We start from the raw sequence: 21,711 nt of genomic DNA, 5'->3' as shown, positions 1-21,711 counted from the left end.
ATATGACTGAAAATATGAATGAAAATCTGATGATAGCATTTAGATATGAAGATAGCGCGATCGCAGCCATACCGACAAGCATTGTAGCAGAAAAGCGTTCTGCTTATCAAACTCATCAGGAATTCAGCGACGTACAGCAACCAATTACTAGCGCGCCACCGGAAGTACGTCAAATTATCGAGCGGGTATTGGAAATTGAAAAAGATAAGTTGTACATGAGAGCTCCCCGCCACATTAACGATGACATTTTAAAAATCATTAAGGAAGCAATTGTATGAAGTTAATCTCAATTACTCTATGCAACTTTCGTCAATTTTACGGCAAAAGCCCCGAAATTAGACTAGCTTGGGGCGGGCAAAATATTACAGTAATTCACGGGAATAATGGCGCTGGAAAAACTGCCTTAATGAATGCCTTTACGTGGGTACTTTACGGAAAATTTAGCGCAGCTTTTGCGGCAGAAGAACAATTAGTAAACAAGCGCGCTCTGGCTGAGGCGGAAATGGGAAAAGCCGTAGGTTGTTGGGCGGAAATTGTGTTTGAACACGACAGCACGCGCTACCAAGCAAGACGTATCTGTCGTGCTTATAAAAGTGGAAACACTGTAGAACATGGCAAGAGTGAATTGTTTCTTAATGTAGCAAAAGATAACGGTCTCTGGCTGAAGCCGGATCAGCATCCCGATGATATTATCGGGCGGATTTTGCCGGAAAGTTTACATAAATATTTCTTTTTTGACGGGGAGCGAATCGAGCAAATTGTCCGCTATGACAAGAAGGCAGAAATTGCGGAAGCTACTAAGGAGTTGCTGGGGGTGGAAGTGTTGAATCGATCGATCCGGCATTTAGGAGAAGCAAAAAAATCTCTAGAGACCGATTTAAATATAATTGGTAATGCTGAAACGAAGAAACTTTTAAAAGATAAGCAAAAGATTGAGCAAGAAGCTGATCAACTTTCCAGCAGACAAGTAGAAATAGAGCGGGAATTGGCGAACCAAGGGGAGTTAAAGAAAGCAGTTAATGGTAACTTGTTGGAACTTAGCGGTGCTGCGGATTTACAAAAGTTGCGAGACGAATTGCAAAAGCAACGAGATTTATTGAAGCAACAAATTGTACAGGCTACAGATGCTCTAAAACGAGCAATTTCTGTGCGCGGTTACGCAGTATTTCTGTCGGAGGCGGCGGCGGAATTTGAAGTAATTGTTGAAGGTTTGCGGGAATGTGGCTCGTTGCTTTCGGGGATTCAGCGACCGTTTTTAGAAGAGTTATTAGCGCAGCAGCGGTGTATCTGCGGTGCGGAATTAGTGGAGGGTTCTGAATCTCGCCAACAGGTTAGCGGTTGGATGGATAAGGCCGGTGTTGGCGATGTGGAAGAAACAACTATTCGGATTAGCGATCGGGTAAATGAAATTGATAAACAAGTGGCTGATTTTTGGGAGGAAATTGACCGACAGCAAGGCAATATCAGCCACGACAGAACCGAACTTTCTCGGGTAGAAAATCAGTTAGATGATATTCACAACAAGCTGCGAAATTTTCCTGACGAAGATGTCAGCCGCTTGCAAAAACGCTTGGATGAAATTGAGGCAAAAATTGGCGATTTGCACCGAGAAACAGGCTCTAATCAACAGCAGATTGAGAGTTTGAATGTGCAGGTGTCGGCTTTGGAAAAGCAAATCGATAAGCAGCAACTGAATGAGCAAAGGCAAGTATTAGCCCAGCGCCGGATTGCTGCGGCTCAGGATGCGATCGATCGCCTAACTGAAGTGCGATCGCGCTTAGAAAAACAGTTTTGTTCTCAGTTGGAAAAGCGAGTGCAAGATATTTTTAGTCAAATTTCTTTTACTCCTTACATCCCCAAGTTGAGCGATAAATACGAACTGACTCTAGTAGAAAATACGTCGGGACAAGAATCTTTGGTTGCCGCTTCTACGGGAGAAAATCAAATTCTCAGTTTGTCATTTATCGGGGGAATTATTGACGGCGTGCGGGAGTGGAGTCAAAAGAATACTTTGATGGGCCCGGATAGCAGTACATTTCCAATTGTGATGGATTCTCCCTTTGGCAGTTTGGACGAGATTTATCGCAAGCAAATCGCGAATAAGCTGCCGAAGTTGGCGAATCAATTGGTAGTTTTGGTAACTAAAACTCAGTGGCGCGGAGAAGTTGCTCAAGAGATGGAAAGTTGCACTGGTAGGGAATACGTGCTGGTGTACAATTCTCCGAAAGCTGATTGTGAAGAAGATGCGATCGAACTTGGCGGGACGCGCTATCCTTTAGTTAAGCGCAGTCCAAATGAATTTGAATATACGGAAATTGTAGAGGTGGAGTATGACTTCTAATTCGGCAATTACGCAGGCTTTGGAAACGGATATTTGGGTGAAGGCGACGTGGGAAGAGTTTCTAGCTTTCGCTGACGATTCAGCATGGGAGAAGGGTAAGTTTTATTACTATCAAGAACACATGAGGGTAGAAATGTCACCAGTAGGGCCATTGCACGGGCGTCAAAATTCAATTATGGCCTGTGTAGTTATTCTGTTTGCAACATTGAGAAATATCCGAGTAGTTCAGTTTACTAACACCAGTTTTCGCAAAGCTGGTATCGGCGAGTTTCAACCTGATTTAGCTTACTACATTGGTTCAGATTTAAGAGTGCCTCCTGATGATAGCAATTCTGCTGTTGATTTAAATCAATACGATCCGCCTAATTTGATAGTGGAAATTGGGGCGTCTTCTTTTAATGATGATTTAGGCGGCAAGCGGTTGCTTTACGAAGATGCAGGAATAAGTGAATATTGGGTTGAACGTGCAAACACGCGGGAGGTTTTTGCGTTTGCGATTAATGGCGGAGGTAGCGGGAGAATTCAAGAGTCGCGGGTTTTACCGGGGCTGGAAATTCGGTTAGTTGAGGAAGCTTTGAACCGGAGTCAAACCCAAGATGATGGGGAAATTAATCGCTGGTTGATTCAAACTTTTAGTCAAGGTTGAAGGGAGTTTGACGTGGAAAAAGAGTATCATAAGTTGGTGCGCGATCGCATTCCTGAAATTATTCGCCAAAGCGGGAATGAATGCGAGTTTGTAATTTTGTCGGAGGCAGAATACCGTCAAGCTTTGCTGCAGAAATTGATTGAAGAAGCGGGGGAAGCGGCGGAGGCTGATGAGGAAGATTTGGTGGCGGAATTGGCGGATTTGTATGAGGTGATAGATGCGGTGATGGCGAGTTTTGGCATTTCGGGCGATCGACTTTTGGACGAACAAATCAAGCGCCGGGAAGCAAGAGGAGGTTTTGCCCAAAAAATTATGTTGTTGCGGACATTCTGAAAATTATCTGCGTTAATCTGTGTTTATCTGCCTCTAATCTGCGGTTACTTTATCAATCAAATTACTCAGTTAAAAATTACATATTAATCCCAATGGCTGCTAACAAAATTAGAATTGCTAAAGATAAAGCGGAGTTAGTCAAATCATTAACTTTATCGGATAACAACACTGGCCCTTTCCAGACTTACGCCGATGTCATCGCCTTCGCCGCCTCCTTGGGAAAGCAGCGGAAAAAACGATCGCCTTTGGGGGAAATTTCTAAACGAGAACCGGGTGCGATCGATGTTGATATTTTTGTATCCAGGGGCTACGATATGGCGATTAAATTAATTGCGATCGCCGAAACCAAAAATCCTCAAATTCTCTCCCATCTTGACGAACAATTGGAAGCAGAACGGTTGCAAATTTTTGAAGAATATGCTAATGGTGGACTGGAAATCTTGCGCGAAGAGTTGCGGGGTGCGGCGGATTATACCGATCGCCTGTTGTTGGTTTTGATTTCTGAAAGAGACAACCAACATCGGTCAAATGAAGAATTCGATTTAAGCAAGTTCTTATTTTAATAGGTTCCCAATGAAGCACATCCCAAAAGATATAATCCAGAGATGCTTAAAGCAAGCTGCAAAATTTCTCGCTTACAGTTACTCAGCATTTATTATCTGCTATTTCATTCTCAAACTAATTTTTTGGGATGAACTGTGGATTATTGCCTTAATTACCACTTTTATACCATTAATTTTATTCCCAATTTTCCTGCTTCCTATCATCGGGGTGTCAATTATTAAAAAAAGATGGTTCGCTATTATTTCGGCGGTCGCCTGCTTTCTCCTAATAAGTTGGCTGCACGTCAAATACTTTTCTCCCGCACCCATCAAAATTACAGATTCGCAGCCCAGAATCAAAATTCTATCCCATAACATCAGTTGGCATAAAACTCAGTCACCTACTTTATTTAAACTGATTAACCAGCAAAAACCCGATATTATATTTTTACAAGAAATGGTTCAAGCACCTACCCAAAGAGCTTTTCCCGGGTTAAAAGCAGACTACCCCTATCAAATTGGCACTCACTCTGTAGGAATTTTCAGTAAATATCCAATTGTATCTAGCGAAATACTGCACTTAGCCGACCATCGAGAAACGCAGCAGCGGGCAATTATTAAATTTAACGAACAAGAAGTAGCGATTTATAATATGCAAGCTACCGGGCCGTGGTTGAAACTCTCTAAAAAATGGCGTTTTTTCAAAGTTCCAGTTTACAAATATGACAAACGATCGCCTGAAATTCAAGACTTAGTGCAGCGAGTTGAGCGAGAAACTCTGCCAGTAATTGTCGCGGGCGATTTTAATATGACAGACGAAACTCAAGACTATAACAGGGTGCAGAAAGTCATGCAAGATGCTTTCCGAAAATCGGGATGGGGGTTTGGTTTTACCTGGCCTCACGGTTGGGAACTTAAATTATTGGTAAAAAGGTCGAATTGGAGATTAAATTATCCGGTTTTTCGGATTGATTATATTTGGTATTCAAAGCATTGGGGTGCTAAATCGAGTTCGGTTTTGGAGGCAACCGAGTCCGATCATTTGCCTGTAGGAGCCGAACTTGTTTTGTTAAATGAAGCGGTATAAGGTATATAAATTGAGAGGTAAACTTTGGTACAATATCGAGCGGTAGTAGTGTTTTATAGACCGAAATTACTAAAAGTGATAATATAAATATACAATTTTCCTTGAGCTATATGTTAAAATAACTATTAGGTTGAGTGATTGACAAATGCCTACTGCTGCCCAGCTAGAGAGTTTATATCGCATCAGTTATCAACTGACCTACACGATGCTTCAGCCTATACATTTGATTTGTGTTGACGATCGCACTCGTAACGTATACATATTGGCTGGGTACGATGAAGAGCTTGAGTTCCAAATTTTACCCAATGGGGAGTTTGCTGATGAGCCAAGTTAACTATAACGCCATGTCGAATACTGAATTGAAACAGTATTTTCTTAAACATCGTGGAAATCGAGCCGCTTTTCAGGCGTACTTAGACAGAATCAATCAGCATCCGCTGAGGATTATTGCAAGTCCCGGCGATCCAGATTTTGATGAGAAAGTTCAAGCCGCAATTCGCCGCAAGTTAGAAGTGGCCAGAAATCGCAGCACTTGAATGAAGCTAGGGATACGGCACTGCCGTATCCTGTATTTCATCATACTTCATCCAATAGAAACTTAGCTAAGCACTGGCGGCAATCCTACCTCTTGCGGCTGCACAAACCTGCCATTAAAACTAATAGCTTTATCCTCAAAAGTCCTCGCTTCCGCTACCGCTTGCCGCAAATGAGCTCGATCCATATCGTCCTGAATTCCCCCTACCAAATATACAATTAACTTCGTCGCTAAATCCTTTCCAGAAACTAGCACTCGCTTTTTGTTCGGATCGTACAAAATCCCGTACCAGGCAGACTCAGGATTGTCCATGTGGCTAAATCCTTCATCCACATCGTACCTGCGGAGTTTGTCGAAAATAGATTTCAGGGAAAGTTTCTTTCTAAATACTAGAATTCCCAAAGCATTAGCTAAAGCAATTTGACCGACTGGACGGAACAAAATATTTCCCTCGCCCCCTGGCTTTTCAAAACTAAATCGGCGCAATTCTGCCGTTTCTTCGCCGCTTTCAATTCTTTGATAGCTGGGTAAAGTTGCTAAATGATCGAACAATTTTTTAAACTCTTCAATTCCCTCTTTCAGTTCTTCATCTTCGGGACGCATGGGAATTAAACCTTTTCGTTCCGGCTTCCAATGAGGGAATTTGTATTCTAAATACCGTTCGGACATATCTTGCAGCGCTTGCAATGTGGTTAAGACAGTTGATTTGGCTGCGACTGTGGCGCTGTCCCAATTGACGCGGGGGTTTCTGTCATCTTGTTCTTTTAATAAGGGATGGGTGACGGCAATTTTTCGGGCGCAAATCGCAAATCCGTTGTCCTCGTTCAATAATGCTAGCTGGCCCTGACTCAGCGTTACCGCCATTAGGTTAACGTGCACAAAGATCGATCGCACGCGCCGTTGTGCTTGCTGTCGCGTTTCCCCCGCTACCGCCGCCGGGATAAACTCAATCCCGATTTTTTCATGAGCTAATTTATACACTGTTTCGGGGTCGATTTGATACTCTTCTGCTAAATCTTCCAGAGTAATTGCAGCGCCGACAGGTTTTTTATTTTTGTTGTATCTTTGCAGGATTCCGGTTTTAATTAAACTCATTAAACCTTGAACTCCCATCAGCCGATGCTGGCCGTCTAAGGCAAAAATTGAAACTTTTTGAGAGACATTCAAAAGCCCTAAGTTCTCGTTTTTATCAAAGGATGTAAATTCAGCAGCCGATTTAGTTGCTACGCCATTTTTATCCCATTCCTCGGCTAGAGGATTATCTACCCACGGGGGACTGACGACTACTAAAACTGCGGGGAATTTGTGCGATTTTCTGGCTGCTAAATATTGAGTTAGGGTGGCTTGGCGCGACCAATCTAAGGGACGCTGGATAATTTCGTCAATGGTTTCGTCGTCGCGGACGATGTTGTTGGTTTGGAGGTCGAATTTTTGGCGGAAAAGCGGCATTTGCGAGGCGAAACGGACGCGAGAGTCTAACCATTCTAGGGTGACTGAACCGATGTATGCTTCGCTGTTTCCCATCTGGGTTTTTTGTACGAAAATGCGATAGTCCTTTCCTAAATAATTATCTAATAAAAGTGCGATTTCCTGTCTGTCGCTATTTTCTTTTTCTAATATTTTAGTAGCGAGGTCATCCGCTGGGTTGGTGTTCATAGGCGGTTTTTATATAATTAGGCTATTTTTTCAAAAAATATCATATATTAAAGTTTATGTCAACACTTGTTTTTAAAAAAACCTTGTGAAATACTTAAGTTATGCCCTGCTAGACCAGCGACATACCATAGAATTTGCCAAAAGTCAATAGCTATTAATGCCCAATGCCCCATTCCCAATGCCCAATGCCCAATGCCCAATGCCCCATTCCCCATTCCCAATGCCCCATTCTAAAATATGTCTACTCCTTCTTTTGAATACATTTTGCCGGTAATTCGGGGCATTCAAGCGGGCCGCGAATATTACGTGTCGATGTGTCCGGTGCGTTTTTTGCCGAAATTGTTTCCCTTTGAATCTGAAGATTTGCCGCCGTCTATGCGGGCGAAACGCGCGCTTAACAAAGCTAGGATTCCCGAAATTGCTGAGTATTTTGTTAAGAATCCTACAAATTATACTTGTGGGGCAATTGCTGCTTCGATTGATGCGGATATTACTTTTGAAGCAGTGGGAAATGAGGCAGAAGAACGGAAAATCGGTCGCTTGCGAGTGCCGATGGATGCTAAGTTTACTATTAATGACGGACAGCATCGGCGCGTGGCTTTTGAGATGGCTTTGAGGGAAAATCCGCAGTTGGGATATGAGACGGTGGCGCTGATTTTGTTTCTCGATATTGGGTTGGAAAAATCGCAGCAGATGTTTGCTGATTTGAACGGTTTTCAAGTTCCTTTGGAGGCGTCGCTAAGTCTACTTTACAACCACCGGGACGATCGCGCTTTTGTGGTGAAGGCGGTTGTTAAGCAGGTTGAGGTTTTCCGGTGTTTGACTGAGATGGAGAAGGGGAGTTTGAACGGGCGATCGCACAAATTGTTTACGCTGAGTGCGATCGACCGTGCTATCATGGCTTTGCTGTCTAATATTGAGGGCAGCGAACAGGCAAAACCCTCTGGTTCTCGCACCAAAAAAGAACAGAAAGAGGAAGAACTTGCTCAAAAAATACAACTGGCGGTTAGTTATTGGAATGCGGTTAGCAGTTTTATTCCAGATTGGCAATTAGTTCTGCACAAGCAAGTTGCGGCGGGGGAAATGCGCCGGGATTGCGTACACTGTCACAGTGTTGTGCTTGAGAGTTTGGGGGAAGTTGGGGCGGCTTTGCTGTCGGTTTTTCCTGAGAGTTGGGAGGAACGTTTGAGCCTTTTGCAGCAGGTTGATTGGTCGATTTCTAATCCTGATTGGGAGAATGGGATTTTGTTGAAAGGGGGGATTTCTAAGTCGAGGGCGAGTGTTAGTTGGATGACTGATTATTTGAAGATGAGGTTGGGTTTGGAAACCGCAGATGCACGCAGACAGTGATATAATTATCTCCTGTTTAGGCTATAAAATTACTTTTTAGTCTGCTGACACTGCTTAAATTGTCTAGTTTCTGCGTTATGGTTGTGCCTTGCGGTTCTTAACTTTTTGTTGAAAAAAGTGTTAAATTTTAGGTCGGATTGTATTTAATCATAGCGGGATGAGGAAATGACTACAGGAGAAGAGTCCGAAAATAAGAATCTAGCATACTATCGACAACGTTTTGCCGCTCTTAATGTAAGTAATACACGCCAACGTGGTCAAGCTAATCATAAGCCAATATTAATCTTGTCAATCATCGATTTAATTTCTCAAGGAATAATTAGGTATAATAGAATTTATGTTTCAGACGACTTAATTAAAACCTTTAATAAATATTGGGATATCTTAGGTTCTGAATCTCATGATCGTGGTTTGCACTATCCATTTTGGCATTTGGAAGGCGATGGTTTCTGGCATAAAACATTAAAGTCGGGATTTAATGGTTCAAAGCCTAAGACCACTAACAAGCTAAGAGAAGCTGTAGAATACGGTAGTTGGGATAATGAATTATTCAATTTACTTCAAGACCAAAATTCGAGATCTCAATTAATAGATACACTGATTGCGACATGGTTTTCATTAAATAGGGAGGATATTGGAGATATTTTGCAAGTTAATCAAGACTTTGAAAAAGTTACTCAGACAGAAAGAGAACTATCAGACTCAGCATTAATTCCTGACGCAGAACCGAAATTTTATTTAACCAAATCTGCTGTTAGAAATGCTTTTTTCAGGAAAGCAGTAGTACATACCTATGATTACAAGTGTGCATTTTGTCGATTGAAAGTCATCAGGAATCTCACTCAAACTATTGTAGATGGCTCACATATTAAGCCGTTCTCAAAGTTTTATGATAATCAAATTAATAATGGGATATCATTGTGTAAAAATCATCATTGGGCTTTTGACCAGGGTTGGTTTGCTATAGATGATAATTACAGAATTATCGTCGCTGATGACTTAGAAGAGGAATCCCCCAATGCCAGATGTATGAAAGATTTTCATAGTGAAACTATTCTCCTGCCGGCTTCAGACCAAGATTTACCAAGACTTGAATCGCTAGAATGGCATCGGCTGAATGTATTTAGAGCTTAATTAACTAACTGAGGTTAAAGACATGACAGAAACAATGAAAATACCACTCTTTCCACCCCGTAGTGTTAGTGAGTTAGTGGCAGAAATAGAAAAATTAAGTAAAGAAATTAAAGAGTTATATTGTTTAGATGATATACCTTGGGTTTTAGGATATTCCGGCGGAAAAGACAGCACTACGGTAGTGCAGCTTATCTGGTATGCGATAGCAGAATTGCCACCTGAAAAAAGAATAAAAAAAATCTATGTAATCACAACAGATACACTTGTAGAAAACCCGATAGTTTCTACTTGGGTACGTCAGTCATTAAAACAGATGAAGTCTGCTGCTATAGAGCAACAGCTACCAATAGAACCTTATATGCTTTATCCAGATGTCAAAGATACTTTCTGGGTAAACTTGATGGGAAAAGGCTACCCAGCACCGAGACATGGATTTCGCTGGTGTACTGAACGCCTGAAAATCCTTCCCTCTAATCGCTTTGTTCGTGATATGGTGAGAATCAATGGAGAAGTGATTCTGATATTGGGTACTCGCAAAGCTGAAAGCATTAAACGCGCGGTTTCAATGGAGAAACATGAAATAGGTCGCATGAGTGACCGTCTAAATAATAATTCTAGTTCGATTAAATCTCTGCTTTATCAGAGTCCTAGTCTGCCTAATTCCCTAATTTATAGTCCGATAGAAGATTGGCGAACTGATGAAGTCTGGATTTATCTAAATCAGTGGGCTAATCCTTGGGAAAATAGCAACAAAGATTTATTTACGATGTATCGAGGTGCAACAGCCGACAATGAATGTCCTTTAGTTGTCGATACTTCTACCCCTAGCTGCGGCAGTTCTCGCTTTGGCTGCTGGGTTTGCACAATGGTAAGCCAAGATAAATCTATGGAGGCAATGATTCAAAACGATGAGGAAAAAGAATGGATGCAGCCTCTCCTCGATATTCGCAACGAATTAGACATTAAAAACGATCGCGAGAAAAGAGACTTCCGCCGCATCTACGGTAGAGTAGAACTGTTTGAACGCAACATGGGCGACGACACAACCTCCGTCGAACCCATCCCAGGGCCCTACACCAAATTCTGGCGAGAACACTGGCTGAGACGAGTCTTGGAAGCACAAACCCAAATCCGCAAAACCGCACCCCTAGAAATGCGCGACATCACCTTAATTACCCCAGAAGAACTTAGCGAAATCCGCCGCATTTGGCTGGAAGAAAAGCACGAATTCGACGACTCTTTACCCCGGATTTACGAAGAAGTTACGGGCGAACCTTTTGAAGATTCCCGTCCCGCCGCTGAAAGAAAACTCCTCGGTAGCGATGAATGGACTGCGATCGAAGAGATTTGCAGCGAGGATAAAATGCACCTCGAATTGATGGCAAAACTCCTGGATACAGAACGCCAATACTACACGAAGCCCCGCCGTACAGGCATTTACGGCGATTTGGACAAATGCTTTGAAACCAGTTCGCGATCGAAGGAAGAAGCGATTGGCAACGCCCACTATCAACGCAATTTAAAAAAAGCGGTGGAAGATATTAAAGCAAATCCGACGGAAAACATTCAGCAATTCAAAGATGCGATCGCCCAAACCAACAGTTCCGCCAAAAACGATACCGTTGATATTGCCAAACTTAAAGAAGAACTCGAAAGCAACAGCAATCAAAGCAGACAGCTATCTTGGGCGGATATTAAATTTTCACCGCCAAATTCAGGAGAGGAAAAACCTAGCGATTAGCACGCGCTAGCCTGCGGTTAAACCCAAACTTGTTGACAGCCACCCCGCCGAGCGATCGGATACAATAGGCTGTCAACTAACCTCATTATTGCCCAACCCTCATCGTTTAAATTACAAAATTTTTACGACCATGCTTAATCCTAATATTCCCCATCAGGATATTACATACAGCATCATCGGCTGTGCAATGAGAGTACACCGGAGGACGCAAAAAGGTTTAAGAGAAAAACATTACCAAAGAGCCTTTGATGCAGAAATGATAGAATCCGGTTTAACAACAGAAATGGAGTATCCCAGACAAATTTACGACGGTGAAGTTTGGATGGGAATCCTCTATCTAGACCATTGGGTGAATGAAGGTATTGTAGTAGAGGATAAAGCCGTAAATTATCCAATGACCGATAAAGATAAAGCTCAAATAATAGCTTACGTAGCAGCTACAGGAGCCCAAGTAGGTTTATTTATAAACTTTGGACGCAGCAAATTAGAATATCACCGCATCCTCCCACCAAAATCTGTACAAGGTTGGCAGAAACACATTCAACCATACTTGTGGACGCCGAAAACAAGTGGCAGGGGTTGGACAAGAGGAAGTTCAGGAACCTATGAAGAAACAGATGCCGAACTCCCCTTACCTTCCAGCATTCAGCCCCGGAACCAAGAGGAAGATTCAACCGATGTGATTGATTGGTAGCAAGGGGGGGACGGTTAGCAACGGATTTTGTAACGGATGTAACGGATGATTAGTGGGTGATTACCAAATCCGCTGCTAATCGCCCCCACCAACCACCCATCCGTTAAATCCGCTGCTAACCACCACCCCACCAACTACCCATCCGTTAAATCCGCTACGAAATCCCTCGCCAATAACCACCACCAACTAACCACTCATCCGTTAAATCCGCTACAAAATCCGTTGCTAACCGCCCCCCCACCAACCAACAACATCTACATCTATAATGCAATTCCTCGAACTCGTCCTCAAAAACTTCGGCCCCTATGCAGGTACCCAAACCATCAATCTCCGCCCCGAAAAAGACGGAAATCCCTGCCCAGTTATTTTATTTGGCGGCATGAATGGTGGCGGCAAAACCACCCTCATGGACGCCATTCGCCTCGCCCTCTACGGTGGCCGCGCCCAATGTTCCACCAGAGGCAATTTAAGCTACAGCGACTTTCTCAATCAATGCGTTAACCGCCACACTCCCCCATTAGAAGATACCCGCGTCGAACTAACATTTGAACAAGTCCAAGATGACAAATTAGCTCAATTTAAAATAGTTAGATACTGGAAAAAATTAGATATCAAAGACAACCTAAGCATTCTCATCTACAGCGAAATTGTCAGCGATTGGTGGTCGGACAAAGCAATTACTAACACCTGGGACGAATACATCGAAACCCTTTTACCCGTCGGAATATCCAACCTATTTTTGTTTGACGGCGAACAAGTAAAAGAACTCGCCGAACTCGAAACACCGCCAGAGTTTGTCGTCGGGGCGATTAAATCTCTTTTAGGTTTAGAATTAGCAGAACGCCTCGCCGTCGATTTAGAAATATTGGCCGGCCGCAAGCGGAAAGAAATTGCTGGCAAAAAAGAATTGGCTGCTTTAGAGAAAATCGAACAAACTTTTAAGAAAATTACTGATGAAATAGAGTTAGCTAAGCAAGAACAAGCCAGCTTTAAAAACGAATTAGATAAAGCTCAAAAAAATCAGAAACAAGCTTCAGAAAAGTTTATTTATGAAGGCGGAAAGATTGCCGCCGATCGCAGTCAGCTAGACAGCAAGCTAAACGACTACAGAAATCAGGCAAACAAAACCCGGCAAGCCATGATGGAATTGGCATCAAATACGCTACCACTCGCCCTAATTTCGCCCTTGCTAAGTGAAGCAAAAATTCAAGCAGAAACAGAAGCCAGCCAGCAGCAAGCAAAGATTGCCCAAAATGTTATCAAACAAAGAAGCGATCGCCTCCTCAACTATATCGCGGAAATCTCATTAAATCCCCAACAGCTAGATAAAATTCAAGACTTCATCCGCCAAGAAAACCAAGAACTCGAACAGCAAGCGGGAACAGACGTTCCGCCCTGGATGAACGCCGATAACAACAGCATCCAGCAACTAGAAAACCTCCTTAGCTACCAAATCAAAGCCCAGCAAATTCTAGCCCGCGACCAAATAGAAGAAATCAAAAGCATCGAAGCAGAAATCGACTTTACAGACAGACAACTCGCAGCCGCAGCTTCCCCCGAAGCCTACGAAAAACTAGAAGAAGAAGTCAGGAAAGCCCAAAAAGCAGTCGCTATCGCAGCCGCCGCCTGCGAATCAGCCAACCGCCGCGTCGATGAATTAGAGAGAGAATTAGCCAAAAACCAAAAAGAACTAGAAAACTACAGCAGCGAATACATCACGATCAGAAACAGCCAACACGTCATCGCTTCGATCGCCAAAGCCCAAGCCACCCTGAAACTCTTTAAAGAAAAACTCACCGTCAAAAAACTCAACAAACTCGAAATAGAAATTACCGACTGTTTCCGCTATCTGTTGCACAAAACCGACCTCGTGCACAGAGTTGCGATCGACACTCAAACATTTAGCCTCTCCATTTACGATCCAGAAGGCAAACCGGTACCCAAACACCGACTTTCAGCCGGGGAAAAACAATTGCTGGCGATCGCCTTTTTGTGGGGATTGGCTAGAGTATCCGGGAGACAATTGCCAGTAACGATCGACACTCCCTTGGGCCGCCTCGACTCCTCCCACAGAAACAACCTAGTGGAACGCTATTTCCCCTCAGCCAGCCACCAAGTCATCCTGCTTTCTACCGACACGGAAATTAGAAAAGTAGAATACGAAAAACTCCAAGAATTAGAGGCGATCGCCCACAGCTACCTCCTCAAATACGACTCGGCCAAACACCAAACCACCGTCGAAAAAGGTTACTTCTGGGAATGAACCGCAGATGAGGGCAGATGAACACGGATGAACGCAGATTGGATTGGATGGCATGGGGATTTTTGGTAGGGTTTTGGATGTGGGATGTTTTTAACCGCAGATGAGGGCAGATGAACACGGATGAACGCAGATTGGAATTGAATGGGATTACGGAAAAAATTATTGGTTGTGCTTTTAAGGTAGGAAATACTTTAGGTTGTGGATTTTTGGAGCAAGTTTATCAGAATTCTTTGGTTTATGAACTTCGCAAAACAGGGATGCTGGTTGAACCTCAGTTTGTCATTTATGTCCATTATGAAGATATAATCGTTGGGAAATTCGTACCAGATGTGTTGGTGGAAAGATCCGTGCTTGTAGAACTCAAAGCTATCAAATCACTGGGGGAAAGAGAAATGGCACAGTGTCTAAATGTCATAAAAGCTACCAAACTAACCGTCTGCTTGCTCATCAACTTCGGCAACCCTAAAGTAGAAATTCAACGAATAGTCAATAATTTCTAAACCGCAGATACAATCTCATGCTATTATCTGCGTTCATCCGTGTTCATCTGCCCTCATCTGCGGTTAAAAAATTATCAACCTATGGAACCACCAGTCGATCGCATCCGCCTCTCCCAAACAGGAAAAGACCAACTATCAAAACTGAAACGATCGACCAAAATCGATCAGTGGAATATTCTATGCAGGTGGGGATTTTGCCGATCGCTCGCCGAGCCCAGCATCCCATCCCCAGTACCAATTCCCAGCGACAGCAACGTCGAATTAAGCTGGGATGTCTTCGGCGGTGACATGGCCGATATCCTGATAATTGCCCTCAAGCAGCGCTGTCACCAAGATAATTTAGGCACAGAAAAAGAAACTCTAGCCAAACAGTTTCGCCTGCACTTGCACCGAGGGATTGGTTATTTGGCCGGCGATCCGAATATTAAGAAAATCGAAGACTTGGTGGCGATCTCTTTATCGCCTGAGAAATTAAGAAATTAACGGTTTGTTGACTGTTGACTGTTGGCTGTTGACTGTTAAGCAGCCCCAAACAAATAACAAGTAACAAATAACTTCCTACTTGAGTAACAGGGGGAAAAAATGCCCTACTGGGCCTTGACCTTCCCCAATATCCAAAGCATATTTGAGAGCAGTAGTCACATAATCCTTAGCCAATGTTACCGCTGTAAACAAATCTTTCCCCAAAGCCAAATTAGCAGCGATCGCAGCACTCAAAGTACAACCAGTCCCGTGAGTATTCCCAGTATCAACAGTCTCAGTCTTCAACACATCCAACCGCGTACCATCAAACCAAACATCAATTCCCCGCAAATCCCCCTTCATCCCGCCGCCCTTCACCAAAACAGCTTTTGCGCCCAAACGGTAAATCTGCTGCGCCGCCGATCGCATATCGTCTAGAGAAACAATCTCTAAACCGCTCAAAATCTGAGCCTCAAACCGATTCGGAGTCACGACAGCAGCCATTGGAATCAAAACATCCCGCAAAAATGCGATCGCCCCCTCATCAATCAATCGATCGCCAGATCGTGAAACCATCACCGGATCGACAACCAAATTCCCTATTCCCAAAGCTTCCACCTGTGAAGCCACCGCCACCATAATTTCCCGATTCAGCAGCATCCCAGTTTTCACAGCGTGCACCCCAATATCCCCAACCACCGCCTCAATTTGAGCCGCCACAGCCTCCGCAGACAAAGCATCAACTCGCATCACCCCCAAAGTATTTTGAGCCGTCACGCAAGTCAAAGCACTCGTACCGTGCACGCAGTGAAACGCAAAAGTCCGCAAATCCGCCTGAATTCCGGCCCCGCCGCCACTATCAGAACCCGCCACAGTCAAAGCCACAGGAATCTTCGATTTAATCATCTTATTTCAACCGCAGATAAACGCCAATTTTCTCCAGACAAATCCCATCTTATCCGCGTTCATCAGCGCTCATCCGCCCTCATCTGCGGTTAAAATTCCCAAACAAAATTAGCTATGATTAAAACAAATGTAAAGAATTATTGCAAACAACTGTGAAAATCACCCGAATCGACCTCAACTCTTGGATCTTCCACATCGCCGGCCAAACCATCCTCGTCGATCCCTGGCTGGTCGATCCCCTCGTATTTTACGGTCAACCCTGGCTGTTCACCGCCTACCACAACACCCCCGTCACCTTCACTCCCAGCACCTTACCGCCGATCGACCTCATCCTGATTTCCCAAGGATTAGACGACCACTGTCACAGACCAACACTCGAACAGCTCGATCGCACAATTCCCGCGATCGCCTCACCCACCGCCACCAAAGTCCTCAGAAGTTTAGGCTACACCAATATCACATCTTTAGCAAATTGGCAAGAGTTAAATTTTAAAGAAAAGTTACAAATTACCGCCGTACCCGGAGCCGAAATCGGGCCGGGACAGGAAGAAAACGGCTATTTGCTCAAAGATTTAAGCAGTGGCGAGACACTTTATTACGAACCGCACCTGCCACCATTAGACAAAGTTAAACAGAAAATAGACACAGTAGACGTAGCGATCGCCCCAGTCATCGGTCAAATCTTCCCATTCCTCGGACAAGTCATCATAGGCCCTTCGGAAGCCCTCCGCCTCGCCCAAACACTGAAACCTCGGTTTTTTCTGCCTACAGCGACGGGAGACATCCGAGCCACAGGCATTTTACCAATGTTAGTGCGATCGATCGGCAGCATTCCCGAATTTCGCGATTTACTAGCAAAATCCGGCCTCTCCACCCAACTCCTCGAACCCGAACCAGGCCAAACCCTGGAAATTTTAGATTTTAGATTTTAGATTTTTTAGATTTTAGATTTTAGATTTTTTAGATTTTAGATTTTAGATGCTCGATATTTTCGATTTTTTAGATGGGAGATTGGAGATTCAATGCCAAATCCCCAATCTAAAATCCAAAATCCCCAATCTAAAATCCCAAAATCCCCAATCTAAAATCTAAAATCTAAAATCATCTTGGTGGGCGACGGTTACGCAAAAACTCAGGAATATCCAATCCCAAATCCTGCGGCGGTTTCGCTTTCGGATCAGGCGTCTGTTGAGCAGGAGTTGTCGGCGCAGTTGCAGCCCGCCAAGGAGCATTAACATTTTGCGTCCGCCCCGGAGTCGGAGGCGCCGGAATTTCTCCCGAAAAACCAGTAGCGATCACAGTAATCTTAATTTCGCCCTGAAGCCGCTCGTCAATCACCGCTCCAAAAATAATATTGGCATTCGGATCGACAACCTCGTAAATCGTCTCAGCCGCCGCATTCACCTCGTGCAGCGTCATGTCAGTACCGCCAGTGATGTTAAACACCACACCTCTAGCGCCCTCAATAGACGAAGCTTCCAGCAGAGGCGAAGAAATAGCCTGCATCGCAGCCTCCCTAGCCCGCGACTTGCCAGAACCCACACCGATGCCCATCAAAGCCGAACCCGCATCAGCCATTACTGCCCGCACGTCAGCAAAGTCAACATTCACCAAACCGGGAATAGTAATAATGTCAGAAATACCCTGAACCCCTTGGCGCAGGATATCATCAGCAACTCGAAAAGCCTCTTGTACCGGCATTTGTTCCGAAATCACAGACAGCAGCTTGTCGTTAGGAATTACGATCAGCGTATCCACGCGCGTTTGCAAAGCCGCGATTCCTTCCTCAGCTTGGCTGGTGCGTCGCCGTCCCTCAAACGTAAAAGGCCGCGTCACTATGCCCACAGTCAAGGCGCCCATTTCCTTAGCCACCTCAGCCACAATCGGAGCCGCGCCCGTGCCCGTACCGCCGCCCATGCCGGCTGTGATAAATACCAAATCCGCATGATTCAGAGCATTAGCAACCTCGTCGCGAGATTCCTCCGCAGCCTTTTGACCAATCGCCGGATTGCCCCCTGCCCCCAAACCGCGCGTCAACTTCTGTCCGACTTGCAAGCGTTTCGGAGCATTTGAGAGAACCAGAGCTTGGGAATCTGTATTCACACACCAAAACTCGACACCAGAAACCTCGCTGGCAATCATCCGGTTAACGGCGTTGCCCCCACCGCCGCCGACGCCAATTACTTTGATTTTGGCAGCACTGCTGGGCATTATGTCTTTGGGATTGACCATAGGATCGATATCAATACTATCTACATTTACATAACCAGACTTGCGTCTAAAGGGATTGGCGGAATCTGCAGCCACCGGAAAATTTTTTACTTCTTCCGAAGGGGGACTGTCTTGGTCAGACCCCTGTCTATTATTAAGCTTCATTAGAGTCGGGGATAGTAGATTACAGCTTTTTAACTAAACGCCAATTCACAATCAACTATAGGCTAAGTTGCGTGAAAAACTAACACTGATCGATGCTTAATGTTAGCAATCTCGGATTTTGCCGGCCTCGCTAGCCGAGACCTCGCTTGACGCCCTCCAGGTACTTGACCGGATTAAGGCAATTGTAAGCAAGGCAGAAGGAAAAAAAATGGATACTAGCCCCAGACGCGGAGCGCTATCCAAAAACTGTGCTGATTTGAAGCCCTGCGTATCGATCCTGGTGGGCAACAATTCTGCCTATCGATCGATACCTTCTAGCTTCTGTTGACAGAAAATCAATTCTGGGCGCGAGTGGGTGCGGGAGTGGAACTCTCCAAACTGGGGGGGAGTTCTGGCAAATGGACGATCGGCGAAGCAGGATTTTTCAAGTCAATGTAGGCTATTTTGCTTGAATCTAGCTGTTTTGGCAATTGTCGCATTCGGTCTAAAACCTTAAGTTGCTCCGCAGTCTTGGAACTGTAGGGCCCTAAGTGTACGGTACCGATCTCTGTTTTCAAGATCAAGTTGTTCGGGTTTTGCCAATTAATCTCAAACACTTTCACCGTCAAGCCGCTGAGTCCTTGGTAAAACTTCTGCCAAGAGGCGCGATACTGTTCCAAAGGCCCGATGACTTTTAAAGTCGGCAAAGAACGCTGAGGCTGTGTTCCCGGAATGCTGCCGGGCCCGATCGAACTATTCTGCGATCGTACAGCAGTATAACTATCCGACGGCATCCAACCTCCGCGAGCATCCAGCCACCCCACTTTTTCCTTCTCACTGTTCGATCTCAACACCGCCGTCGGCTGCGCCACGGCCACCGGCAGGCGTTCTGCCACTTCTATAGTCAAACTCGGCGGAAACAAGTTACGAGTCACCTTCGCTTTGGCGATGGGCCCCGTTGACTCCAGCTTTTCGGCCAGGGCCTGCGGTTGAATCCCCCACAATGACTGCGGGTAAGACAGCGGCACCAAAGACCGCACCGCCTTATCCGATAGCCACTGATTGCCCTCCACCTTCACTTGTTCCGATCGGGCAATTAACCAAGCCGGCTGAGCAATCCACCACAGCAAACCCCCAGCCATTGCGCTAGCTGCCAGCATTTGCCACACAACAGCCGCCAATCGAGCGCGTCTCTGCTGCCGCAACTTTTGGCGCCTGCGCCCTAACTCTGTTTGAGAAACCGCTCCAAAACTAGCCATCTACGTCTTGACAATATAGTAATTAAGGATTAGCACAAATTCAAAACTGTTTAATCTCTGTCTCTTGATCCCTGTTTTCCCCTACCATTTAACCAGATCCCCGCAAATTTACCCAGACTCCGGTCAAGATCAGTAATATCACTGAGTCCGCTAGGTAATTAAAAAATTTTAATTAAGAATTCCCAATTCCCGCGCCGGGAAAACCCCTTACCAGCTCAAGGTTCTTTGGGTATTTAGGGCATTACCCCACAGTGCAAAAGGTTACAAATCAAACTAAACTCAGGCAAAGAAAGTTTAGACTTTCGATTAACTTTTTTAACTTTTATTCGGCTTCAATTGTGATCGCACTCGAATTAGACAGATTCTATAAAGCCTGCAACCCCAGCAAGACCCTTGTTGCGGGAGACCCAGGGGATTATCAATACTACATTGATTTTGGTTCCGTGCGTGGCGGTAAAATCATTGAATCTTTACAGCGAACCATTACCCGCATCTCCCCCAACGAGCCAACCTGTCAACTATTTACAGGACATATCGGCTGTGGCAAATCTACGGAATTGTTTCGACTGAAAGCTGAGTTAGAGCAAGAGGGTTTTTGCGTCGTCTACTTCGAGTCTTCCCAAGACTTAGACATGGGTGATGTAGATATCAGCGATATTTTGCTGAGCATTGCGCGCCAAGTCAGCGAAACTATGGAATCCGCTAGAATCAAACTCAGACCGAGCTATTTTACAAATCTGTTTGCAGAAGTGGCAGAGTTTTTGCAGACTCCCATAGATTTGTCAGCGGAAGCCGAGTTATCTATAGGCATTGCTAGAGTTACTGCTAAAACTAAAGACTCTCCCAAACTGCGATCGCAACTTAGGCAATATCTCGAACCCCGCACCAACAGCATCTTGCAGTCCATCAACGAAGAACTCCTCAACAAAGCTAACGCTGAACTAAAGCACCAAGGCAAAAAAGGGCTCGCAGTCATCGTTGACAACCTCGATCGCCTCGATGCCTCCCTCAAACCCAGCGGACGCACCCAGCCAGAATACTTGTTTTTAGACCGCGGCGAACAGTTGAAAAAACTCAGTTGCCATGTCGTCTACACGATTCCCCTGACTTTGATTTTTTCCAACGACTTCGGCCGCCTCGCCAGTCGATTTGGAGTCAAGCCCAAGGTGATGCCGATGGTACCAGTGCAAGTGCGATCGGGCGACGACCACATTGAAGGAATGGCACTGCTGCGCCAGCTAGTATTAGCTAGAGCTTTCCCCGCAGTTTCTCCCCATCAACGCATTGATTTGATTTCCCAGGTGTTTGACTCTCCCGAAACTTTAGACCGGCTTTGTCGGATTAGTGGCGGTCACGTTCGCAATCTACTGATGCTTTTGTATAGCTGTTTGCAGCACGAAGACCCTCCCTTCTCTCGCGAATGCCTCGAAAGCGTCATTCAAGAATATCGCGATGACCTTTTGGGAGCCATCAATGACATGGAATGGGAATTGCTGTTTCAAGTCGTCAACCGACAAAGTGTAACCGGCGAAGAAGAGTCTCAAATCTTGTTGCGAAGTATGTTTGTCTTTGAATACCGCGATCAAGAAGGTCGTTGGTTTGGGATTAATCCAGCCCTAGCCGAAACCAGAAAATATAAGGAGTGGCTGCAGCGCACTGAAGCAAAATAGTTGGGATTTTTGAGATAGCTTCGCGACTCTAATAACCCTTAACCACGAGGGACTTAGAAAGTATTTAACTGAAAATTCCTCGCTCACAACTCCGAAATTTTACCATCCAATACATAAATCAGTCAGTGGTTTTTGCCACTGGCTAATTTCTGTTGAATGCTGGCTATAGGCGGTGAATGTTATTGTCGTGTAAAACTTTGCCGCCACTAAGGACGTTGGTCACTCTCAACTCTCATA

General features: G+C 44.8%; 21 protein-coding genes. 17 read left to right on the top strand and 4 right to left on the bottom strand.

Features of this window, described 5'->3' with window-relative positions; all coding sequences use genetic code 11:
• Positions 1-29: 29 nt before the first annotated feature.
• The 8 genes from QUB37_RS15245 (at position 30) to QUB37_RS15210 (ending at position 5,485) form a co-directional block, all read left to right on the top strand.
• Positions 30-278, top strand: coding sequence for a hypothetical protein (locus tag QUB37_RS15245; protein ID WP_445300030.1), 249 nt, complete (start codon positions 30-32; stop codon positions 276-278).
• Positions 275-2,341: an AAA family ATPase gene (locus QUB37_RS15240; RefSeq protein ID WP_333163321.1), complete on the top strand. Its 2,067-nt coding sequence runs from the start codon at positions 275-277 to the stop codon at positions 2,339-2,341. Before QUB37_RS15245 ends, QUB37_RS15240 begins: the two co-directional genes overlap by 4 nt.
• On the top strand, positions 2,331-2,987 hold the full coding sequence (locus tag QUB37_RS15235; RefSeq protein ID WP_333163319.1) for a Uma2 family endonuclease: 657 nt from the start codon (positions 2,331-2,333) through the stop codon (positions 2,985-2,987). The genes QUB37_RS15240 and QUB37_RS15235 overlap by 11 nt, the downstream gene beginning before the upstream one ends.
• 12 nt (positions 2,988-2,999) lie before the next feature.
• Positions 3,000-3,320, top strand: coding sequence for a nucleoside triphosphate pyrophosphohydrolase (locus tag QUB37_RS15230; protein WP_333163317.1), 321 nt, complete (start codon positions 3,000-3,002; stop codon positions 3,318-3,320).
• A 92-nt stretch (positions 3,321-3,412) separates the two neighbouring features.
• The gene (locus QUB37_RS15225) at positions 3,413-3,883 is read left to right on the top strand and encodes a DNA phosphorothioation-associated protein 4 (protein WP_190742092.1); all 471 of its coding nucleotides are present in this window, start codon (positions 3,413-3,415) and stop codon (positions 3,881-3,883) included.
• Positions 3,884-3,893: 10 nt separating this feature from the next.
• On the top strand, positions 3,894-4,949 hold the full coding sequence (locus tag QUB37_RS15220; RefSeq protein WP_333163315.1) for an endonuclease/exonuclease/phosphatase family protein: 1,056 nt from the start codon (positions 3,894-3,896) through the stop codon (positions 4,947-4,949).
• A gap of 145 nt (positions 4,950-5,094) precedes the next feature.
• Positions 5,095-5,283 (top strand): DUF6888 family protein, encoded by a 189-nt coding sequence (locus tag QUB37_RS15215; protein WP_333077086.1) that lies wholly within the window; start codon positions 5,095-5,097, stop codon positions 5,281-5,283.
• On the top strand, positions 5,270-5,485 hold the full coding sequence (locus QUB37_RS15210; protein WP_333163313.1) for a DUF6887 family protein: 216 nt from the start codon (positions 5,270-5,272) through the stop codon (positions 5,483-5,485). The genes QUB37_RS15215 and QUB37_RS15210 overlap by 14 nt, the downstream gene beginning before the upstream one ends.
• 62 nt (positions 5,486-5,547) lie before the next feature.
• Here QUB37_RS15210 and QUB37_RS15205 read toward each other — a convergent pair whose 3' ends face one another.
• Complete coding sequence (locus tag QUB37_RS15205; RefSeq protein WP_333163311.1) at positions 5,548-7,140, bottom strand: DGQHR domain-containing protein; 1,593 nt, start codon at positions 7,138-7,140, stop codon at positions 5,548-5,550.
• 237 nt (positions 7,141-7,377) lie between these two features.
• Here QUB37_RS15205 and dndB point away from each other — a divergent pair, with 237 nt between their 5' ends.
• The 7 genes from dndB (at position 7,378) to dndE (ending at position 15,305) form a co-directional block, all read left to right on the top strand.
• Positions 7,378-8,490: a DNA sulfur modification protein DndB gene (gene dndB, locus QUB37_RS15200; RefSeq protein WP_333163309.1), complete on the top strand. Its 1,113-nt coding sequence runs from the start codon at positions 7,378-7,380 to the stop codon at positions 8,488-8,490.
• A gap of 165 nt (positions 8,491-8,655) precedes the next feature.
• Positions 8,656-9,624, top strand: coding sequence for an HNH endonuclease (locus QUB37_RS15195; protein WP_333163307.1), 969 nt, complete (start codon positions 8,656-8,658; stop codon positions 9,622-9,624).
• A gap of 22 nt (positions 9,625-9,646) precedes the next feature.
• The gene (gene dndC, locus QUB37_RS15190; protein ID WP_333163305.1) at positions 9,647-11,365 is read left to right on the top strand and encodes a DNA phosphorothioation system sulfurtransferase DndC; all 1,719 of its coding nucleotides are present in this window, start codon (positions 9,647-9,649) and stop codon (positions 11,363-11,365) included.
• A 130-nt stretch (positions 11,366-11,495) separates the two neighbouring features.
• On the top strand, positions 11,496-12,059 hold the full coding sequence (locus tag QUB37_RS15185) for a GxxExxY protein (RefSeq protein ID WP_333163303.1): 564 nt from the start codon (positions 11,496-11,498) through the stop codon (positions 12,057-12,059).
• A 265-nt stretch (positions 12,060-12,324) separates the two neighbouring features.
• Entirely contained in the window at positions 12,325-14,322 is a 1,998-nt protein-coding gene (gene dndD, locus QUB37_RS15180; protein WP_333163301.1) for a DNA sulfur modification protein DndD, read from the top strand.
• A 110-nt stretch (positions 14,323-14,432) separates the two neighbouring features.
• Positions 14,433-14,822 carry a GxxExxY protein gene (locus tag QUB37_RS15175; protein ID WP_333040677.1) on the top strand — a complete coding sequence of 130 codons (390 nt, stop codon included), beginning with the start codon at positions 14,433-14,435 and terminating at the stop codon, positions 14,820-14,822.
• 81 nt (positions 14,823-14,903) lie between these two features.
• Positions 14,904-15,305 carry a DNA sulfur modification protein DndE gene (gene dndE, locus QUB37_RS15170; RefSeq protein ID WP_333163299.1) on the top strand — a complete coding sequence of 134 codons (402 nt, stop codon included), beginning with the start codon at positions 14,904-14,906 and terminating at the stop codon, positions 15,303-15,305.
• Positions 15,306-15,380: 75 nt separating this feature from the next.
• On the opposite strand, the gene thiD is transcribed toward dndE, so the two are convergent.
• Positions 15,381-16,190 carry a bifunctional hydroxymethylpyrimidine kinase/phosphomethylpyrimidine kinase gene (thiD, locus tag QUB37_RS15165; protein ID WP_333163297.1) on the bottom strand — a complete coding sequence of 270 codons (810 nt, stop codon included), beginning with the start codon at positions 16,188-16,190 and terminating at the stop codon, positions 15,381-15,383.
• Positions 16,191-16,342: 152 nt separating this feature from the next.
• On the opposite strand from thiD, the gene QUB37_RS15160 reads away from it, so the two are divergent.
• Positions 16,343-17,122, top strand: coding sequence for an MBL fold metallo-hydrolase (locus tag QUB37_RS15160; RefSeq protein ID WP_333163295.1), 780 nt, complete (start codon positions 16,343-16,345; stop codon positions 17,120-17,122).
• Between the two features lie 169 nt (positions 17,123-17,291).
• Here QUB37_RS15160 and ftsZ read toward each other — a convergent pair whose 3' ends face one another.
• A complete protein-coding gene (gene ftsZ, locus QUB37_RS15155; protein ID WP_333163293.1) occupies positions 17,292-18,566 on the bottom strand; it encodes a cell division protein FtsZ in 1,275 nt (424 codons plus the stop codon).
• Between the two features lie 335 nt (positions 18,567-18,901).
• Positions 18,902-19,804 (bottom strand): FtsQ-type POTRA domain-containing protein, encoded by a 903-nt coding sequence (locus QUB37_RS15150; protein WP_333163291.1) that lies wholly within the window; start codon positions 19,802-19,804, stop codon positions 18,902-18,904.
• Between the two features lie 338 nt (positions 19,805-20,142).
• Between QUB37_RS15150 and QUB37_RS15145 the strand changes: the two genes are divergently transcribed.
• Entirely contained in the window at positions 20,143-21,474 is a 1,332-nt protein-coding gene (locus QUB37_RS15145; RefSeq protein WP_333163289.1) for an ATP-binding protein, read from the top strand.
• Positions 21,475-21,711: the final 237 nt, after the last annotated feature.

The organism is Microcoleus sp. AT3-A2 (assembly GCF_036705685.1).
Lineage (GTDB): Bacteria > Cyanobacteriota > Cyanobacteriia > Cyanobacteriales > Microcoleaceae > Microcoleus.
Note: the sequence above shows the minus strand (reverse complement) of the source record. Positions and strands in the feature narration are given on the sequence as shown.

Excerpts from the sequence above, each read along its gene's own strand:
- QUB37_RS15245 (WP_445300030.1), top strand. The coding sequence starts at position 30 with ATGATAGCATTTAGATATGAAGATAGCGCGATCGCAGCCATACCGACA.
- QUB37_RS15240 (WP_333163321.1), top strand. The coding sequence starts at position 275 with ATGAAGTTAATCTCAATTACTCTATGCAACTTTCGTCAATTTTACGGC.
- QUB37_RS15235 (WP_333163319.1), top strand. The coding sequence starts at position 2,331 with ATGACTTCTAATTCGGCAATTACGCAGGCTTTGGAAACGGATATTTGG.
- QUB37_RS15225 (WP_190742092.1), top strand. The coding sequence starts at position 3,413 with ATGGCTGCTAACAAAATTAGAATTGCTAAAGATAAAGCGGAGTTAGTC.
- QUB37_RS15220 (WP_333163315.1), top strand. The coding sequence starts at position 3,894 with ATGAAGCACATCCCAAAAGATATAATCCAGAGATGCTTAAAGCAAGCT.
- QUB37_RS15215 (WP_333077086.1), top strand. The coding sequence starts at position 5,095 with ATGCCTACTGCTGCCCAGCTAGAGAGTTTATATCGCATCAGTTATCAA.
- QUB37_RS15210 (WP_333163313.1), top strand. The coding sequence starts at position 5,270 with ATGAGCCAAGTTAACTATAACGCCATGTCGAATACTGAATTGAAACAG.
- QUB37_RS15205 (WP_333163311.1), bottom strand. The coding sequence starts at position 7,140 with ATGAACACCAACCCAGCGGATGACCTCGCTACTAAAATATTAGAAAAA.
- dndB (WP_333163309.1), top strand. The coding sequence starts at position 7,378 with ATGTCTACTCCTTCTTTTGAATACATTTTGCCGGTAATTCGGGGCATT.
- QUB37_RS15195 (WP_333163307.1), top strand. The coding sequence starts at position 8,656 with ATGACTACAGGAGAAGAGTCCGAAAATAAGAATCTAGCATACTATCGA.
- dndC (WP_333163305.1), top strand. The coding sequence starts at position 9,647 with ATGACAGAAACAATGAAAATACCACTCTTTCCACCCCGTAGTGTTAGT.
- QUB37_RS15185 (WP_333163303.1), top strand. The coding sequence starts at position 11,496 with ATGCTTAATCCTAATATTCCCCATCAGGATATTACATACAGCATCATC.
- dndD (WP_333163301.1), top strand. The coding sequence starts at position 12,325 with ATGCAATTCCTCGAACTCGTCCTCAAAAACTTCGGCCCCTATGCAGGT.
- QUB37_RS15175 (WP_333040677.1), top strand. The coding sequence starts at position 14,433 with ATGAACACGGATGAACGCAGATTGGAATTGAATGGGATTACGGAAAAA.
- dndE (WP_333163299.1), top strand. The coding sequence starts at position 14,904 with ATGGAACCACCAGTCGATCGCATCCGCCTCTCCCAAACAGGAAAAGAC.
- thiD (WP_333163297.1), bottom strand. The coding sequence starts at position 16,190 with ATGATTAAATCGAAGATTCCTGTGGCTTTGACTGTGGCGGGTTCTGAT.
- ftsZ (WP_333163293.1), bottom strand. The coding sequence starts at position 18,566 with ATGAAGCTTAATAATAGACAGGGGTCTGACCAAGACAGTCCCCCTTCG.
- QUB37_RS15150 (WP_333163291.1), bottom strand. The coding sequence starts at position 19,804 with ATGGCTAGTTTTGGAGCGGTTTCTCAAACAGAGTTAGGGCGCAGGCGC.